15 protein-coding genes are annotated in these 17,492 nt (G+C 63.8%); 7 read left to right on the top strand and 8 right to left on the bottom strand.

Going from position 1 to position 17,492, the window contains the following annotated elements; genetic code table 11:
- Positions 1-26 precede the first annotated feature (26 nt).
- Positions 27-1,469 (top strand): MFS transporter, encoded by a 1,443-nt coding sequence (locus tag FJ959_RS17370; RefSeq protein WP_140631071.1) that lies wholly within the window; start codon positions 27-29, stop codon positions 1,467-1,469.
- A 24-nt stretch (positions 1,470-1,493) separates the two neighbouring features.
- Here FJ959_RS17370 and FJ959_RS17365 read toward each other — a convergent pair whose 3' ends face one another.
- Complete coding sequence (locus FJ959_RS17365; RefSeq protein WP_181169597.1) at positions 1,494-2,198, bottom strand: nitroreductase; 705 nt, start codon at positions 2,196-2,198, stop codon at positions 1,494-1,496.
- A gap of 224 nt (positions 2,199-2,422) precedes the next feature.
- Between FJ959_RS17365 and FJ959_RS17360 the strand changes: the two genes are divergently transcribed.
- The 4 genes from FJ959_RS17360 to FJ959_RS17345 are packed head-to-tail and all read left to right on the top strand — an operon-like array spanning position 2,423 to position 9,086.
- Positions 2,423-2,965: an XRE family transcriptional regulator gene (locus FJ959_RS17360; RefSeq protein WP_224681008.1), complete on the top strand. Its 543-nt coding sequence runs from the start codon at positions 2,423-2,425 to the stop codon at positions 2,963-2,965.
- Positions 2,966-2,995: 30 nt separating this feature from the next.
- Positions 2,996-5,449 (top strand): FAD-dependent oxidoreductase, encoded by a 2,454-nt coding sequence (locus tag FJ959_RS17355; protein ID WP_140631067.1) that lies wholly within the window; start codon positions 2,996-2,998, stop codon positions 5,447-5,449.
- Positions 5,449-6,630 (top strand): pyridoxal phosphate-dependent aminotransferase, encoded by a 1,182-nt coding sequence (locus FJ959_RS17350; protein ID WP_140495619.1) that lies wholly within the window; start codon positions 5,449-5,451, stop codon positions 6,628-6,630. The genes FJ959_RS17355 and FJ959_RS17350 overlap by 1 nt, the downstream gene beginning before the upstream one ends.
- A complete protein-coding gene (locus FJ959_RS17345; protein WP_140631065.1) occupies positions 6,627-9,086 on the top strand; it encodes an FAD-dependent oxidoreductase in 2,460 nt (819 codons plus the stop codon). The genes FJ959_RS17350 and FJ959_RS17345 overlap by 4 nt, the downstream gene beginning before the upstream one ends.
- 46 nt (positions 9,087-9,132) lie before the next feature.
- Here the strand turns inward: FJ959_RS17345 and FJ959_RS17340 are convergent, their stop codons facing one another.
- From FJ959_RS17340 to FJ959_RS17310, 7 genes are all read right to left on the bottom strand, one after another.
- A complete protein-coding gene (locus FJ959_RS17340; RefSeq protein ID WP_140521127.1) occupies positions 9,133-9,720 on the bottom strand; it encodes an NAD(P)H-dependent oxidoreductase in 588 nt (195 codons plus the stop codon).
- Complete coding sequence (locus FJ959_RS17335) at positions 9,720-10,301, bottom strand: NAD(P)H-dependent oxidoreductase (protein ID WP_140631062.1); 582 nt, start codon at positions 10,299-10,301, stop codon at positions 9,720-9,722. Before FJ959_RS17335 ends, FJ959_RS17340 begins: the two co-directional genes overlap by 1 nt.
- Before the next feature lie 286 nt (positions 10,302-10,587).
- Entirely contained in the window at positions 10,588-11,991 is a 1,404-nt protein-coding gene (locus FJ959_RS17330; RefSeq protein WP_140631059.1) for an FAD-binding oxidoreductase, read from the bottom strand.
- Positions 11,991-13,292: a cytosine deaminase gene (locus FJ959_RS17325; protein ID WP_140631057.1), complete on the bottom strand. Its 1,302-nt coding sequence runs from the start codon at positions 13,290-13,292 to the stop codon at positions 11,991-11,993. Before FJ959_RS17325 ends, FJ959_RS17330 begins: the two co-directional genes overlap by 1 nt.
- 4 nt (positions 13,293-13,296) lie before the next feature.
- The gene (locus FJ959_RS17320) at positions 13,297-14,145 is read right to left on the bottom strand and encodes an ABC transporter permease (protein ID WP_140516383.1); all 849 of its coding nucleotides are present in this window, start codon (positions 14,143-14,145) and stop codon (positions 13,297-13,299) included.
- Positions 14,132-14,962, bottom strand: coding sequence for an ABC transporter ATP-binding protein (locus FJ959_RS17315; protein ID WP_140623229.1), 831 nt, complete (start codon positions 14,960-14,962; stop codon positions 14,132-14,134). The genes FJ959_RS17320 and FJ959_RS17315 overlap by 14 nt, the downstream gene beginning before the upstream one ends.
- An 11-nt stretch (positions 14,963-14,973) precedes the next feature.
- Positions 14,974-15,978 carry an ABC transporter substrate-binding protein gene (locus FJ959_RS17310; RefSeq protein WP_140495611.1) on the bottom strand — a complete coding sequence of 335 codons (1,005 nt, stop codon included), beginning with the start codon at positions 15,976-15,978 and terminating at the stop codon, positions 14,974-14,976.
- Positions 15,979-16,247: 269 nt separating this feature from the next.
- Between FJ959_RS17310 and FJ959_RS17305 the strand changes: the two genes are divergently transcribed.
- Positions 16,248-16,631 (top strand): RidA family protein, encoded by a 384-nt coding sequence (locus FJ959_RS17305; protein ID WP_140495610.1) that lies wholly within the window; start codon positions 16,248-16,250, stop codon positions 16,629-16,631.
- A gap of 54 nt (positions 16,632-16,685) precedes the next feature.
- The gene (locus FJ959_RS17300) at positions 16,686-17,489 is read left to right on the top strand and encodes a creatininase family protein (protein ID WP_140631054.1); all 804 of its coding nucleotides are present in this window, start codon (positions 16,686-16,688) and stop codon (positions 17,487-17,489) included.
- The last annotated feature ends 3 nt before the right edge of the window (positions 17,490-17,492 follow it).

Below are 17,492 nucleotides of genomic sequence, written 5' to 3'. Positions count from 1 at the left end.
CGCATCCGTTTGGTTCGAATATCTCCATGACCGCAGAAATATCCGCCGGCGCCACCGATCGCGCCGATGTGCCAGCCAGAGCCCTGCTCCTGCTGCCGCTGACGGTCGCCTGCGGCGTGTTCATGACCAGTCTCGACCAGAATGTCGTGGTGACGGCGCTGCCCGGCATCAGCGAAAGCCTTGGCCGTCCACCGAGCCAGCTTGGCCTGCTGATCACGGTCTACGTCGCCAGCCTGATCATCTCGATGCCGCTCGGCGGCTGGGCCGCCGACCGCTTCGGCCTGCGCAACGTCTATTGCTTTGCGCTGCTGGTATTCGCCGCCTCGTCGGCGCTGTGCGGCCTATCGAACAATATCTGGACGCTGGTCGGCGCCCGCGCGCTGCAGGGCTTCGGCGGCGCACTGATGGGCACGCTCGGCCAGGTCGTCATCCTGTCGACCTTCCCTCGAAGCCGGACGCTGAAGATCAACATGTATATCTCGCTGGCCGGCCAGTCCGGGCCGCTCGTCGGTCCGCTCGTCGGCGGCGCGCTGACCACTTACATTTCCTGGCGCTGGATCTTCTTCATCAACGTGCCCTTCGCGCTGGCCGCGGCTGTCCTTGCCGCCTCGCTGTTTCCGACGGTGACCAAACCCGTGCGCACGCCGTTCGATTTCCCGGGCTTCCTGCTGGTCGGCAGCGGCATGGTCCTGCTTGTCTTCGGCATGGATTCGCTGGCGGCGAAAGATGCGGCCGCCGGCGTGATCGCGGCCGAGCTTGTCCTGGCGCTGGTCATCCTGACGGTCGCCTCGTTCTATTGCCTGCGCGTGCGCAATCCCCTGCTCGACCTCAAGCTCCTGCGCATCCGCACCTTCCGCATCTCCTTCCTCACCGGCGGCGGTCTGGACACGATCGGCCTCAGCTCCGTCGTCTTCCTGCTGCCGCTGATGTTCCAGCTCGGCTTCGGCATGAGCGCGGTACAGGCGGGGTCGCTGACCTTCGTCGCCGCGGTCGGGTCGGTGGTCATGCGTGTCTTCATGCCTCGCCTGCTCAACCGCTTCGGTTTCCGCCGCGTGCTGGTTTTCAACACGCCCGTCGTCGCGGCCATGGTTGCGGGCTTTGCCCTGATGCAGGCGACCACACCGGTGTGGATCGTGCTTGCCTACATCTTCATCTTCGGCGTCTTCCGCTCCGCGCAATGGGCGTCGACCGGCAACCTTGCCTATTCCGACATCGCGCCCGAGCAGCTCGCCCGCTTCAGCGCGCTCTATTACATATTGTGGCAACTGGCGGTGGCGATCAGCGTCGGCCTCGCCGCCGCTGCACTATCGTTTCTGGCCGGCGGCGGCCCGGCCGTCGCCAATCACTTCCGGATACTGTTCGTGATCGAGGGTGTCATCACGCTGTGCGCGCTATCAGCCTATCTCAAGCTGACGCCGCAGGATGGCGCCCATGTCAGCGGCCATGGCGCCCAGATGAACACGGAATAGCGGATGTCGCAGCGCAGCAGCGGCCTACTCGCTGAACGTCACCCATTCCTCCAGCGGCACGCGGTCGGTTCGGAAGGCGTTTTCGGGCTTCGACGTATCTTCATAACCGAGCGCCATGCCGCAGACGACGATCTCCTCGTCGGGAATGCCGAGCACCGGCCTGATCTGCCGGTGATAGGGCGCGAACGCCGCCTGCGGACAGGTGTGCAAGCCCCTGCCCCGCGCGGCAACCATGATGTTCTGCAGGAACATGCCGTAGTCGATCCAGGAACCCTGGTTAAGCCGGCGGTCGATGGTGAAGATCATGCCGACCGGCGCGTCGAAGAAGACGAAGTTGCGGTCGTGCTGGGCACGCATCTTGTCGACCTCGCGGCGACCGATGCCGAGCGCGCCGTAGAGCCCGAAACCGTTGGCGCGGCGGCGGGTCAGGTAGGGTTCGAAGAACTGCGTGGGATAATAGCGATATTCGTCCCAATCGGCCTTTTCAGCACGGATGCCGGAATTCAGGATGGCATCCGATATCCGCTGCTTGGTGTCGCCCTTGGTGACATAGACCCGCCATGGCTGCATATTGGTGCCGGAAGGGGCGCGTGCCGCGACCGCCAGTATGTCGCGGATCGTATTGTCGTCGACCATGTCGGGCAGAAAAGCGCGCACCGACCGGCGCGATACGATCGCGTCGTCGACGATCTCGGCATCGGCCGTGATTCGAGCCTTCTTTTCAAGCATGGGCCGTCCCTTACCCTGTGTCCCGATCGGACGTCCCCATTCGCCGTTCGCGGCCGAGCCTTTGCATGAACCGCCAAAATCGCGCAAGCAATTCTTGTGCACCTGTGAAAATCCGCTTGATTTTTTCACCGCACCGGCATCTCATGAAATTTAATCGGATTTTTTCACGAGGACGCGGTTTGCCTCCAGCTACAGCGAAAGCATTGCAGGGAAATTACGAGCGATTGCTGGCCAGCGACATCAGGGCGTTGCGCAAGGCGCGTGGGCTGACGCTCGCCGAGATCGCCCTGAAACTCGGCCGGTCGGTCGGCTGGGTCAGCCAGGTCGAACGCGGCCTGTCGACACCGTCGCTCAGTGATCTCAGGGCCTTTGGCGAACTGTTCGGCGTACCGGTCAGCCTGTTCTTCGGCCACGACGTTCCCATTGAAAGCGAGCGCGGCGCGGTCGTGCGGGCCGGCAGCCGCCGCACCCTTGGCACAAGCGAATCCGGCCTCATGGAGGAGCTTCTGTCGCCTGATCTCGGCGGTAGCTTCGAGATGCTGCGTTCCGTCTTCGCGCCGGGCGCTGAGCTCAAGAGCGAGGCGCGCCGGCCAACCGAAGAGGCTGGATATGTCGTGTCGGGGACGTTCGACATCGAAATATCGGGGACATGGCACCGGCTCGGCGAAGGCGATTCCTTTCGCTTCGAGGGCAAGCCATTCCGCTGGCGCAATCCGGGAATGGAGCCGGCGGTCGTCATCTGGGTGGTTTCGCCGCCAGTTTATTGAATGAAATTGGACCAAGGGTTGGAGAAGAACATGGCCGGTTTGCCGAGCACGGCACGCGTGGTGATCATCGGAGGCGGTGTCGTCGGCGCCTCCTCGCTCTACCATCTCGCCAAGGCGGGCTGGACCGACTGCGTTCTCCTTGAAAAGAATGAACTCACCTCCGGCTCGACCTGGCATGCCGCCGGTAACGTGCCGACCTTCTCCTCGTCCTGGTCGCTGATGAACATGCAGCGCTATTCGACCGAGCTCTATCGCGGGCTGGCCGAGGCCGTCGACTATCCGATGAACTACCATGTCACCGGCTCCCTGCGGCTTGCCCACACGCAAGAGCGCATGCAGGAGTTCCAGCGCGCCAAGGGCATGGGCCGCTACCAGGGCATGGACATCGATATCGTCGGCACGGACGAGATCAAGCGCCGCTATCCCTTCATCGAGACGCATGAGCTGGAAGGCGCCCTCTACGACCCGAGCGACGGCGACATAGACCCGGCGCAGCTGACCCAGGCGCTGGCCAAGGGCGCGCGCGACATGGGTGCCCGGATCATACGCTTCTGCCCGGTGACAGGCGTGCGCCGCGAAAGGGACGAATGGGTGGTCGTGACGCCGCAAGGCGAGATCCGCTGCGAGATCGTCGTCAACGCCGCCGGCTACCGTGCCGCCGAAGTTGGAAAAATGTTCGGCCGCGAGGTGCCGATGATGGTGATGAGCCATCAGTACATATTGTTCGAGGAGATCCCCGAGCTCGCCGCATGGTCGAAGGAACAGGGCAGGAAGCTGCCGCTGCTGCGTGACGTCGACACTTCCTACTATCTGCGCCAGGAAAAGAACGGCATGAATCTCGGCCCCTATGAGCGCAATTGCCGCGCGCATTGGGCGGGTCACAACGATCCGATGCCGGAGGATTTTTCCTTCCAGCTTTTCCCCGACGATCTCGACCGGCTGGAACATTATCTGGCAGACGCCGTCGCCCGCGTGCCGATCCTGGGCACCGCCGGCCTGTCCAAGGTCATCAACGGCCCGATCCCCTATGCGCCGGACGGCAATCCGCTGATCGGGCCGATGCCGGGCGTCCCCAATGCGTTCGAGGCCTGCGTCTTCACCTTCGGCATCGCGCAAGGCGGCGGTGCAGGCAAGGTGTTGGCCGAATGGGTCACGCAAGGCCAGACCGAATGGGACATGTGGTCTTGCGACCCGCGCCGCTTCACGTCCTTCGCTTCGGCTCCGGATTACTGCGTTGCCAAAGGCATGGAGATCTACGGCAACGAATACGCCATCCAGTTTCCGCGCCATGCCTGGCCGGCGGGGCGCGACAGGAAATTGTCGCCGATCCATGATCGCATGAAGGCGTTCGGCGCGCGCTTCGACGCCTATAATGGCTGGGAGCGCGCCACCTGGTATGCGCAGGATGGCGACGACGTCTCGGAGGAAGCAACGCTCACCTTCCGTCGCGACGGGCCGTGGCAGCACCGCGTGCGCGAGGAATGCCTGGCCGTCCGCGACGCCGCCGGCATCCTCGACCTGCCGGGTTTTTCGCGCTTCAACCTCGAAGGTCCGGGCGCCGCCGAATGGCTTAGCCGGCAAGTGACCGGCCTCGTGCCGAAGCCCGGCCGCATCGGTCTCGTCTATTTCTCCGACGACAAGGGCCGCATCGTCACCGAAATGTCGGTGGTGCGCCACGGCGAGGAATCCATGACGCTGATCACAGCGGCGGTGGCGCAATGGCATGATTTCGAATGGCTGAAATCGCACATGCCCGTCGATGCGACTTTCAAGCTGATCGACCGGACCGAGGAATTCTCCACCCAAATCCTGGCCGGACCCAAGTCGCGGGAAATCCTCGCCGCCGTCTGTGAGGCCGACCTGACCTTGCCGTGGCTCACGCATCAGGAAACCAAGATCGCCGGGCGCTGGGCGAAGCTGGTCCGCGTCTCCTTCGCCGGCGAACTCGGCTGGGAAATCCACACCAGGGTCGACGACACCGCCGCCGTTTTCGACACCATCTGCGCGGCGGGACAGCCGCACGGCCTGAAACCATTCGGCATGTACGCGCTGGATTCGTTGCGGCTTGAAAAGGGCTATCGCACCTGGAAAGGCGACCTCTCGACCGACTACTCGATCCTGCAAGGCGGGCTCGAGCGGTTCGTCAAATGGGACAAGCCCGAGTTCCGCGGCAAGGCGGCGCTCCAGAACGAGAAGCAGCAGGGCGTCAAGAAGCGCTTCGTCACGCTGGTGGTCGAAAACCCCGGCGATTGCGACGCGCCCTACATGTCGACGCTGTGGCATGACGGCCAGATCGTCGGCGAGACGACGTCGGGCGGCTGGGGCCATCGCGTCGGCAAGTCGATCGCGCTCGGCATGCTGCGTGCCGATCTGGCGGAGCCCGGCACCGCCGTGGAGATCGAGATCTTCGGCGACCGTTTCAAGGCGGTCGTGCAGAACGATGAGCCCTTGTGGGATCCGAAGAACGAAAGGTTGAGAGCCTGATGCCAAAACCATCATCGCGCATTTCAGGCATCGTGCCGTCGGGCAAGGATGGCTGGGAAGTCCACTTCGCCGCATGGGCCCGCAAGGAAGCCGGCGAGGACATCATCATGCTGTCGGTCGGCGATCACGATTTCGACACACCTTCCGAAACGATCGAGGCTTGCGTGACCGCGGTTCGCGGCAGCAATCACCACTATACCCCTTTGCCCGGCCTGCCGCGCCTGCGCAAGGCGATGGCGGCGGCCTCGGTCGCCTGCACGGGCGTCGGGACGACGCCGGACCAGGTCATCGCTACGCCGGGCGGCCAGGCGGCGCTCTACGCCGCCGTGCAGGCCGTGCTCGATCCGGGCGACCACGCCATCGTGGTCGCGCCATACTACGCGACCTACCCCAACACCTTCAGCGCCGCGGGCGCGACCTTCACGGTTGTCGAGACGCCGGCCGAGGACGGTTTCCAGCCCCGCGCCGACATGATCCGGGCGGCACTTCGGCCGAATACGCGCGCCATCCTGATCAACACGCCGAACAACCCGACCGGAGCCGTCTATTCGCGCGAACGGTTGGAACAGCTGGCCGAGGTCTGCCGCGAGCACGATTTGTGGCTGCTGTCCGACGAAGTCTACTGGACGCTCGGCGGTGGCGAGCACATCTCGCCGCGTTCCCTGCCCGGCATGGCTGAGCGCACGCTGGTCATCAATTCCATGTCCAAGAGCCATGGCATGACCGGTTGGCGCATGGGCTGGCTGACCGGCCCGAGCGAGATGATCTCGCTGCTGACCAACCTCAATCTGGTGACGACCTACGGCCTCCCGGCCTTCATCTCGATCGCTTGCACCGAGGCGCTGGAGAAGGGTTATGGCGTGAAGGAAATCGCCGAACGCTATGCGGCGCGACGCGCCGTCCTGCTCGACGCCGTGCGAGGCATGAACGATGTCGGCGTGCGCGGCTCCGAAGGCGGCATGTATGTCATGCTCGACATATCGGCCGTCGAATCCGACGACGAGAAATTCGCTTTCGCCTTCCTCGACAAGGAGAAGGTCGGCGTCATGCCCGGCTCCAGCTTCGGCGAGGCCGCGGCAGGCCATATCCGCGTCAGCCTGTGCCAGCCGGAACCCGTCTTGCGGGAAGCAGCACTCCGGCTGCGCCGCTTTGTCTCCAGCTACCGCCGCGAGGCCGCATGAACATCCCTTCCCCCAGAACCATTCCCGCCAAGGCAAGGGCCGTCATCATCGGCGGCGGCGTTTCGGGCTGCTCGGTCGCCTATCACCTGGCCAAGCTCGGCTGGACCGACATCGTCCTTCTGGAGCGCAAGCAGCTGACCTCGGGCACGACATGGCATGCCGCCGGCCTGATCGGCCAGTTGCGCGGCTCGCAGAACATGACGCGGCTGGCGAAATATTCGGCCGACCTCTACGTCAAGCTGGAAGCCGAGACCGAGGTCGGCACCGGCATGCGCCAAGTCGGCTCGATCACCGTCGCGCTGACCGAGGAGCGCAAGCACGAGATCTACCGTCAGGCGTCACTCGCCCGCGCCTTCGATGTCGACGTGCGCGAGATTTCGCCCAGGGAAGTCAAGGAGATGTACCCGCATCTCAACGTGTCCGACGTCGTCGGCGCCGTGCATCTGCCGCTTGATGGCCAGTGCGACCCCGCCAACATCGCCATGGCGCTGGCGAAGGGCGCGCGCCAACGCGGCGCCACCATCGTTGAAAATGTGAAGGTCACCAAGGTCCACACCAAGGCAGGCCGCGTCACCGGCGTGTCCTGGGCGCAGGGTGAAGAGCAAGGCACGATCGAGACCGACATCGTCGTCAACTGCGCCGGCATGTGGGCGCGCGAACTGGGCGCCCAGAACGGCGTCACCATCCCGCTGCACGCCTGCGAGCATTTTTACCTCGTTACCGAGCCGATCCCAGGGCTGAGCCGCCTGCCGGTGCTGCGCGTGCCCGACGAGTGCGCCTATTACAAGGAAGATGCCGGCAAGATGATGCTCGGCGCCTTCGAGCCAGTGGCCAAGCCGTGGGGCATGGATGGCATCCGTGAGGATTTCTGCTTCGACCAGTTGCCCGAGGACATGGACCATTTCGAGCCCATCCTCGAAATGGGCGTCAACCGCATGCCGATGCTGGCCACCGCCGGCATCCATACTTTCTTCAACGGCCCCGAAAGTTTTACGCCCGACGACCGATACTATCTCGGCGAGGCGCCGGAACTGCGTGGCTACTGGATGGCGACCGGCTACAATTCGATCGGCATCGTCTCGTCAGGCGGCGCCGGCATGGCGCTGGCACAGTGGATCAACGACGGCGAGGCACCGTTCGACCTGTGGGAAGTCGACATCCGCCGCGCCCAGCCTTTCCAGAAGAACCGCCGTTACCTCAAGGAGCGCGTCTCCGAAACGCTCGGCCTGCTCTATGCCGACCATTTCCCCTATCGCCAGATGGCGACATCGCGCGGCGTGCGCCGTTCACCCCTGCATGAGCATCTGAAGGCGCGCGGCGCCGTGTTCGGCGAGGTCGCCGGCTGGGAGCGCGCCAACTGGTTCGCGCGCGAGGGACAGGAGCGCGAGTACCGCTATTCCTGGAAGCGGCAGAACTGGTTCGACAACCAGCGCGAGGAGCACCTCGCCGTCCGCAACAAGGTCGGCCTGTTCGACATGACCTCGTTCGGCAAGATCCGCGTCGAGGGCCGCGACGCCTGCGCGTTCCTGCAAAAACTCTGCGCCAATGACATGGACGTGGCGCCGGGCAAGATCGTCTACACGCAGATGCTCAACCGGCGCGGCGGCATCGAGAGCGATCTCACGGTGTCGCGCCTGTCGGACACCGCCTATTTCCTCGTCGTGCCCGGCGCCGCGCTGCAGCGCGACCTCGCCTGGCTGCGCAAGCACCTGACAGATGAGTTCGTCGTCATCACCGATGTAACCGCTGCCGAAAGCGTACTCTGCCTGATGGGCCCGGATGCGCGAAAACTGATCCAGAAGGTCAGCCCCAACGACTTCTCCAACGAGAACAACCCATTCGGCACGTTCCAGGAGATCGAGATCGGCATGGGCCTCGCCCGCGCCCACCGTGTCACCTATGTCGGCGAACTCGGCTGGGAGCTCTATGTCTCGACCGACCAGGCGGCCCACGTCTTTGAAGCCATCGAAGCGGCCGGCGCCGATGTCGGCCTCAAGCTGTGCGGGCTGCATACGCTCGATTCCTGCCGCATCGAAAAGGCTTTCCGCCATTTCGGTCACGACATCACCGACGAAGACAATGTGCTGGAAGCCGGCCTCGGCTTCGCGGTGAAGACGGCCAAGGGCGATTTCATCGGCCGCGACGCGGTGTTGAAGAAGAAGGAAGCCGGATTGAGCCGCCGGCTGGTCCAGTTCCGGCTGAAGGACCCGCAACCGCTGCTCTTCCACAACGAGGCGATCCTGCGCGACGGCAAGATCGTCGGTCCGATCACCTCAGGCAATTACGGCCACCATCTCGGCGGCGCGATCGGGCTGGGCTATGTGCCCTGCCAGGACGAGACCGAGGCGGATGTGCTGGCCTCGTCCTATGAGGTCGAGATCGCCGGCGAGCGGTTTGCGGCCGAGGCATCGCTGAAGCCGATGTATGATCCGAAGGCGGAACGGGTGAAGACGTAGCGCGGTTTTCCCTTCTCCCCTTGTGGGAGAAGGGAAGTTCGCCCCCTCAAAACCGCTCCAGCTTCGCCCGCACCTTCGCCAGAAACGCGGCTCTCGTCTTCGGCGTCGAGGCGTCCATCAGATAGTGCGCCAGGAAGAAGGTCCGGCAGCGCGTGGCGCACAGCGCGCGCATGCCGCGCAGCAAGGTCTTGCGCCCGGGCTGGCCGACGACGACGCTCCACCATGTCGGCGCGCCGCAGGTGGTGATGACGCCGACCTTGGTCACATGCCGCATCAGCGACTTGATCCGCCCCTTGCCGGCCGGCAGCTTGAAGGCGACGTCCGTCGCCCACACCCGGTCGAGCCAACCCTTCAGCATCGCCGGCAGCCCGTACCACCAGGTCGGATAGACGAAGAGGATCGCCTCGGCCCAGTTGAGCAGCTCGAAATGCGGCTTCAGCGCAAGGTCCTGCGGCGCCTGGTTGTTGTAGAAACGCCGTTCCTCGCAGCTCATCACCGGATCGAACTTCTCGGCGTAGAGGTCGAGCAGCCGCACCTCCCAGCCCTTTCGCGTCAGCACCTCCACGGCGGTGTCGCGGATAGCGGCGCAAAAACTCTCCGGCACCGGATGGCAATAAACCACCAGCGCGCGCATCAGAATCTGTCCATGCTGGCCGTGACCTTGGCCAAGAACGCCTTGCGCGTCTCGTCGGTCGAAATGTTCATCGAATAATGCGCCAGATAGGAAACCGAAGCGCCCGGCTTGACCGTGGCGCGCAGCATGCGCTTGATCAGTTTGCGCGGCGGGTCGCCCATCAGCATGGCGCGGAACCGGCTACCGCCATAGGTGGTGACCGCCGCGATCTTCCCGATGTTGTGCAGCGACGGCTGCGCCTTGCCGTCGACAAGCTTGAACGACACGCCGGGCAGGAAGACCCGATCGAAGAACCCTTTCAGGATTGCCGGAAAGCCATAATTCCAGACCGGATAGGAAAGCACCAGCGCATCGGCGCGCAACAGACGTTCGACATACGGCGCCGCAGGGTCGGCGGAGCCGCGCGGATTGTGGTAGTCCAGCCGCTCCTGGCGAGAGAGCCGCGGATCGAAATCCTCTGCATAGAGGTCGCAGTCGTCAATCGCATGACCGGCAGCCGTCAGTCGCTCGACGATCGTCCGGTGCAGGCCGGCATTGAAGCTGGTTTCGACCGGATGGGCGTGGAGGACGAGGATGTTCATGGCGAGGCATTGCCTGGGTCAGCGCGAGGCACCCCCCTCTGCCCTGCAGGGCATCTCCCCCGCAAGGGGGGAGATCGGACTATCTCCTTGCTTTCGCCAATTGTCAGCGCGGCAGGTTGGCGGCAGCGCTTAAGCTGCCGATCTCCCCCCATGCGGGGGGTGAGGAGTGGTCCGCGCAGCGGACGGGAAGCCAATTTCTTGGCTTTCCGAGCGACGAACGCCCGAAGCGACAGCGAAGGGCCCGGGCCGGCAGGCCAGAGGGGGGTGTTCAAGCGCGAACCTCTCCTCATCCCGTCCTCTGCAGCCCCTTGAACAGAAAAGTTCGTCCCGAACGGTAGTCATAATCCGGATTTTCCCAGGCGATCATCTTGCCGGGATTGAGCAGTCCTTGCGGATCGGTCTCGCGCTTGAAGGCGAGTTGCACCGCATCGGTCTGCTTCATGCCGCCCTCTTCCAGCGTGTAACGATGCGGGTTGAAGATCGGGCAGCCATTCTCCTCATGCAGGCGGATGATCTCGTCGAGCCGCGCCTCGGTGGTGAACTTGACCAGCGGCAGGCCGAAGCAGGTGACGTTGCCATCCAGCCGCACGAACTCCAGATGCGAGAACACTTCGCCCGGAAACATCGCGTCCATCTTCTCGACCAGCGCCAGCTGGTTGGGAAAGGGATAGAGCGACTGCAGATAGGTGATGTCGGGGTCGACCCGCAGCGCTCTGAGCGTTGTGTGGTTCCAGGCCAGCTCATAGGCCGGCGGCAGACCCTTTTTCTCCTCCGGCGTCGCCGTCGCGGCATTGAATACCACCTCGCCTCCAGCCCGCCGCGTGAAAGCGAGAAAGGCGTCCAGCCCATGCCGCGCCACCATGACGACGCAGATGCTCTGCCCATCCTTCAGGAATTTCTGGTGCCGTTTGAAATAGAGCTGCGGCACCGGTGCCGCGATCGGCGTGATCAGCTTGGTCAGGATGCCGTCCTGGCAGGCCAGCGCGTTGCCGTAGCGCGCCGCATTCATGAAGGCGTCGTAGCCGACAATGATGTCGATCCACTCATAGGCCGCGGTCAGCGGCATCTCGACTTCGGTGATGATACCGTTGGTGCCGTAGGCGTGGGTCACCTTGTGCAGATCCTCGCCGGTGAGTTCGAGCGCCCTCGGCTCGGCCTCCATGGTTACCACGCGCAGGCGCAGCACATTGCCGAAATCACGCAAGCCGCCGAAATTGATCGAACCGACGCCGCCCGAACCGCCCGCGATGAAGCCGCCGATCGAGGCGGTGTTGTAGGTCGAGGGTGAGAGCCGCAGTTCCTGCCCTGAATGCGCCCGCGTTGCCTTGTCGATGTCGGCCAGCACCGCGCCCGGCCCGGTCACCACGCGCCCCGGCGCGATCGACTTGATCTCGTTCATCTCGGCGAGGTTGAGCACCACGCCGCCCGAGAGCGGCATCGCCTGGCCGTAATTGCCTGTGCCGCTGCCGCGCGGCGTCACCGGCACGCCATGCCGGTGGCAGGCGGCAAGCACGCGGATCAGCTCGGCCTCGTTCTTGGGTGTCACGACCAGGTCGCCGGTGACGTGATCGAGCTGCTGCTTCAGCACCGGGCTGTACCAGTAGAAATCGCGGCTTTTCTGCTGGACGATGGCCGGATTGTCGTCGAGTTTTATCCCGTCGAGATCGCGTTTCAGCGCGGCGATATCCATCAGTCCACCATCAGCTCGTCGAGTTCGGCATAGTCGGGCAATTGCCGGTCGATTGCGCGCCCGGCGCGCACGACGATGCGATCCGATTCGGGCCGCGACAGCAATTCCGTCCAGCTGCGGCCCTTGAAGACAATGAAATCGGCATCCCCGCCGGCGGCAAGCGTGCCGAAACCATCGAGCCGCATCACATCAGCCGGCGTTGCCGTGACGGCCTGCGGCCAATCGGCGACCGGATGATCGAAATGCAGGATGCGCGTCGCCATGCGGTAGACCTCCAGCATGTCGAGATCGCCATAGGCATAGAACGGATCGCGGGTATTGTCGGAAGCGACCGCGACCGGAATGCCCCTCGCCTTCATCTCGTGCAGCAGCGTCACCCCACGCCAGCGGGGCGTGGTTTGATCGCGCCGCCGGTCCTGCAGATAAAGATTGCACATCGGCAGCGAAACGATCGCCAGCCCGGCTTTCGCCACCTTGTCCAGCGTGTCCAGCACCTCGAGGTCTGGCTGGCGCGCCAGCGAACAGCAGTGGCCGACGAGGATCTTGCCCTCGAAGCCGTTCCACAGCGACGCCCCGGCGATCTTCTTCAGCGAGATCGCCGCGACGTCGTCGGTCTCGTCGGCATGGAAATCGAGATCGAGGCCATGCTTGACGGCTTGGGAGAAGACATGGTCGAGCAGTTCTTCCAGATCCGGCACCATGTAGGTGACGACGCCAAGCACGCCCTTGGCGGCGGCCACCCTTTTGGCCAGCCTGTCGAACCAATTCTTGTCGCGCACGCCCTCGACGCCAATCAGGCAGGCGCCCTGCAACTCGATGCGGCCGCGCCACCTCTCGCGCATCGTCTCGAACACCGGCCAGGAGATTTCCTCCTGCGGCGGGACACTGTCCAGATGCGTGCGCAGTGCTTTGGTGCCATGCGCGTAGGCGCAGCGCAGCGAGAAATCCATGCGCCGCGCCACGTCCTCGGCACTCCAGCGGTCAGTGCGGTCGGCACCTGTGGCATTCAGCGCCCCGATGAAAGTGCCGTCAGGATTGGGTTTTCGCGGCCAGATATGGCCCTTGTCGATATGGGTGTGGCAATCGATGAAGCACGGCAGGATTATGCGCCCGCCGAGGTGGATCTCATCGGCAGGTGCGTTCGATTTGCCAGGAACAGCAATGCTGGAAATCTTGCCGTCGCCCACCGCGATGTCGGCAAGTGCGAAACCGTCGCCGTCGAAGGGCGCGGCAAGGCCAGGCGTGACGGACCGATGAACGCGTGCGTTGGCGAGTCGGTATGAACCTGTGTTCGGAATCAAGGCGCTACCGCTCCTGCTTCAGCGCGCTCTCGTGCCAGCGCCGTAAGATGAGATGCGAAATCAGCGACAGCACGAGGAAGATCAGGATGCCGGTCAGCGAGATCAGGAACAGCGCCGCGAACAGCCTGGGCGCGTTCAGCCGGTAGCCGGCCTCGATGATGCGCGAGGCGAGGCCCGAAGACTGGCCGGTGGCGCCGGCGACGAACTCGGCCACCACCGCGCCGATCAGCGACAGGCCGCCGGCGATCTTCAGCCCGCCGAGAAAATACGGCATCGCCGCCGGCAGCCTGAGATAGCGCAATTGCTGCCAGCGCGTTGCGCCGTTGAGCTTGAACAGGTCGCGCAGATTGCGGTCGACCGAGTTCAGGCCGAGGGTGGTGTTGGAGAGGATCGGAAAGAAGGCGACGATCCAGGCGCAGAGCAGAAGCTTGGTCGTCTGGTTGTCGACATAGATGTTGATCAGCGGGAAGATGGCCACGATCGGCGTCACCTGCAGCACGATGGCGAAGGGAAAGAACGACATCTCCACCCATTTCGACTGCGCGAACAGCACCGCCAGCCCGACGCCGCCGATGACGGCAAGGAGCAGACTGAGGAAGGTGATGCGCAAGGTGACCAGCAGTGCGGAGAACAGCAGGCCGGCGTCGTTGTAGAGCGTTGCCAGCACCACACCGGGACGCGGCAGGATGTATTGCGGAATTTCATTCCACACGCAGATACGGTCCCACAGCCAGATCGCCAGGATCATGATCGCCAGCGGCAGAACCCAGCGGCCGATCCGCTCGAGCCGCTCCTGGCGCGCGCGGCGTGCTTCCTCGGGGTCGAGTTTCAATGCACCGTCAAGGGTCGTCATGATGCGAGCCTGCAATTGAATTGATGGCCTTGGCCAGCACGTCGGACGTCTGCCGGCACAGCGCCGCATAATCGGGGGAGGTGCGAAAGGCCTCGTCGCGCGGATAGGCCGCATCGATGGCAAGCTCGTCGAAGATCCTGCCTGGCCGCGCCGCCATCACGACAACCCTGTTGGACAAAAACACGCTTTCGAAGACGCTATGCGTGACGAAGACGACGGTGAAGCGCTCGTCCTGCCACAACTCCAGAAGATCGTTGTTGAGCTTGAAGCGGGTGATTTCGTCGAGGGCCGCGAACGGCTCATCCATCAAAAGCACGCGCGGTTTGGTCACCAGGGCCCGTGCGATCGAGACGCGCATCTTCATGCCGCCCGACAGTTCGCGCGGCACCGCGTTCTCGAAACCGGTGAGATGAACCCTTGCCAGCATCTCGGTCACCACCGGTGCCGCCTTGGCGCGGCTGACGCCCTTCAGCCTAAGCGGCAGCCAGACATTGTCGAAAACGCTGGCCCAGGGCAGCAATGTCGGCTCCTGGAACACGAAGCCGATGTTCGAGCGGTCGAGCGAACCGCCCGCACGCCAGTCGAGCATGCCGGAGGTCGGCGTTGACAGGCCAGCGATCAGCCGCAGCGCCGTCGACTTGCCGCAGCCGGACGGCCCGAGCAGGCTGAGGAAATCCCCTTCCCGGATCGTCAGGTCGACGTCGGCGAGCGCCGTCACGCCATTGGAAAAGACCTTGCCGACGCCCCGCAGCGCCAACAATGCCGGAGCCGTGTCGGACCCGTTCGCCGGCGCCTGCGCTACCTGTTCCCGCATCATGCTGGGACGGCCTATTTCTTCAGCTCGAGCCCGACGCCCTTGTTGACGAAGGCCAGCGTGTAGGCTTTCGTGATGTCGATGCCGGCGGGCGTGACCTTGGCCTTGACCATCTTGTCGTAAAAACTCTTGATCCGCGCCTCGTTCATGGCGCCGATGCCGAGCTTCTCGGTGTCGCCGGAATCGGCTAGGCCGAACTTCTTCATCTGCTCGATCGAGAAAGCGATCTGCTCATCCGTCATGTCAGGATTGTCTTTCTTGATCATGTCGTTGGCGGCCTTGTTGTCGCCGTAGAGATATTTGTACCAGCCCTTGGCCGAGCCATCGACGAAGCACTGGACCACCTCCGGCTTCTTGTCGATCGTGTCCTGCATCACCTCGATCGTCGTCGAATAGGTGTCCCAGCCATAGTCGGCGAGCAGGAACTGGTTGGGCACGAAGCCGCCTTCCTTTTTGACCGCGAACGGCTCGGACGTGACATAGCCTTGCTGGATCGACTTCTTGTTGGCGAGGAAGGGAGCAGTGTTGTAGGTGTAGGGCACGCGCTTGGCCGCGTCGAAGCCGAGCTCGATGATCATCCACTGGAAGAAGGTCTGCGCGCCCTCGTCACCCAGAATGTACTGCTCGGCGTTCTTCAGGTCCTCCCATTTGTCCAGCCCCTCGCCGGGATGGGACATGATGACCTGCGGATCCTTCTGGAAGTCCGCCGCCACCACGCGCATCGGAATGCCTTGCTGGACGGCGTCGAAGGCCGACAGCAGGTTGCCGCCCATGTAGAAATCGATCTTGCCGGCCAGGAGCATCGGCCGGCCGCTGACCTGCGGGCCACCCTGCATGATGGTGACGTCGAGGCCGCAGGCGGCATAGGTGCCGTCGGCCACGGCCTGGTAGTAGCCGCCATGTTCCGGCTCGGCCAGCCAGTTGGTGCCGAAGGTGACTTTTTCATTTGCCGCGGCACCAAGCGTGCTCGCTGCAAGCACGGCCACCGCCGCTACCGACATCTTCAGTTTTCCGTACATCGACACCACCACCCTTTGTTTGCTCCGGCGCGCCACGCGCCAGGCTCGACACCAGAGATTCAAGAAGCAAGACACATGCCACCGGCGTCTCGCGCCGGGACCCGCCCGCCTGCACCACAGCCATCTGCGAACGCCGGAAAGGTCGTGCTGCACCGGAGGCATCGTGCCTATTTTTTAAACGCCTGTCCACAATCGCACCGGCGACATGCACCGCCATCTTGAAGCTGTGATGAATCCAGTCTTAGGCTGGCGGTATCCAGGAGATTGCCATGTTCAAGTTCCTCACCCCGAAGTCGATCAAGCCGCCTTTTGCCCGCTACAGTCACGGCGTCGAAGTGCCCCCGGGCAAGCGGCTGGTGTTGTGTTCAGGCCAGGTCGCGATCACGGCGGACGACCAGATCCCCGAAGACGCCGGCGCCCAGGCCGAGCTCTGCTTCAAGAACATCGCCGCGATCCTCGGCGAGGCGGGGCTGGGGCTCGGCGATATCGTTCGCATCAACGCCTATGTCACCGACCGCGCGCATCTGAGACCCTATATGGATGTTCGCGACCGGCTTTTTTCGAACCCCGCGCCGGCCTCGACCCTGATGATCGTCAGCGGATTTGCCCGGCCTGAATTCAAGGTCGAGGTCGAGGCCATCGCGGCCGGGTGATCGACACGCCGTGTATCTCGCGCTAGGTCTCACCGTTCATCGAAGAGGCATGACATGACCGTAGCAAAAAGACGTGTGTGGTGGGGTGACTATCGGACCACCGAATATGCCTCGATCGATCCCGAAGCGACGATCGCCGTACTGCCGGTGGCGGCGATCGAGCAGCATGGACCGCATCTGCCTGTCTCGACCGACACCTCGATCATGAACGGCATGCTCGACACGGTGATCGCCCGCCTGCCCGACGATCTCGACATCCGCATCCTTCCGGTCCAGGCGGTGGGCAAATCGAACGAGCATCTTCACGCGCCGGGCACGCTTACTTTGCCGGCAACGACGCTGGCGGACGCCTGGACCGAGCTTGGCGTGTCGATTGCGCGGGCAGGCGTGCGCAAGCTGGTCGTCGTCAACTCGCATGGCGGCAACGAGGAGATCATGGGCATCGTCACGCGCGAATTGCGGGTGCGCGAAAAGATGCTGGCGGTGAAGACCAGTTGGCAACGCTTCGGCCGCCCGGCCGGCATGTACACCGAACTCGAGGACCGCCACGGCATCCATGGCGGCGACGTCGAGACCTCGCTGATGCTGCATTTCCGGCCGGATCTCGTCGACATGGCCAGGGCCGACAATTTCGTGTCCAATGTCACCAAGGCCGAGAAGGAATTCGCGCTGCTGCGGCACACCGGCACCCACGCCTTCGCCTGGATCGCCAGCGATCTCAACCCGAACGGCGTGGTCGGCGACGCCAGCATTGCCACGGCTGAAAAAGGTCGGCTGACAGCGGAACATCAGGCTGATGGTTTCGTCAGCCTGCTTAGGGACGTACGCAAGGCGAAGCTCGCCGATTGGCTGAAGTAGCCT

This window comes from Mesorhizobium sp. B2-2-4 (assembly GCF_006442375.1).
In the GTDB taxonomy this organism is placed as follows: domain Bacteria; phylum Pseudomonadota; class Alphaproteobacteria; order Rhizobiales; family Rhizobiaceae; genus Mesorhizobium.
Note: the sequence above shows the minus strand (reverse complement) of the source record. Positions and strands in the feature narration are given on the sequence as shown.

Coding starts and splice junctions, on each gene's coding strand:
- FJ959_RS17300 (WP_140631054.1), top strand. CDS start 16,686: ATGACCGTAGCAAAAAGACGTGTGTGGTGGGGTGACTATCGGACCACC.
- FJ959_RS17340 (WP_140521127.1), bottom strand. CDS start 9,720: ATGCGCGCGCTGGTGGTTTATTGCCATCCGGTGCCGGAGAGTTTTTGC.
- FJ959_RS17345 (WP_140631065.1), top strand. CDS start 6,627: ATGAACATCCCTTCCCCCAGAACCATTCCCGCCAAGGCAAGGGCCGTC.
- FJ959_RS17370 (WP_140631071.1), top strand. CDS start 27: ATGACCGCAGAAATATCCGCCGGCGCCACCGATCGCGCCGATGTGCCA.
- FJ959_RS17320 (WP_140516383.1), bottom strand. CDS start 14,145: ATGACGACCCTTGACGGTGCATTGAAACTCGACCCCGAGGAAGCACGC.
- FJ959_RS17350 (WP_140495619.1), top strand. CDS start 5,449: ATGCCAAAACCATCATCGCGCATTTCAGGCATCGTGCCGTCGGGCAAG.
- FJ959_RS17330 (WP_140631059.1), bottom strand. CDS start 11,991: ATGGATATCGCCGCGCTGAAACGCGATCTCGACGGGATAAAACTCGAC.
- FJ959_RS17305 (WP_140495610.1), top strand. CDS start 16,248: ATGTTCAAGTTCCTCACCCCGAAGTCGATCAAGCCGCCTTTTGCCCGC.
- FJ959_RS17315 (WP_140623229.1), bottom strand. CDS start 14,962: ATGATGCGGGAACAGGTAGCGCAGGCGCCGGCGAACGGGTCCGACACG.
- FJ959_RS17310 (WP_140495611.1), bottom strand. CDS start 15,978: ATGTACGGAAAACTGAAGATGTCGGTAGCGGCGGTGGCCGTGCTTGCA.
- FJ959_RS17355 (WP_140631067.1), top strand. CDS start 2,996: ATGGCCGGTTTGCCGAGCACGGCACGCGTGGTGATCATCGGAGGCGGT.
- FJ959_RS17365 (WP_181169597.1), bottom strand. CDS start 2,198: ATGCTTGAAAAGAAGGCTCGAATCACGGCCGATGCCGAGATCGTCGAC.
- FJ959_RS17335 (WP_140631062.1), bottom strand. CDS start 10,301: ATGAACATCCTCGTCCTCCACGCCCATCCGGTCGAAACCAGCTTCAAT.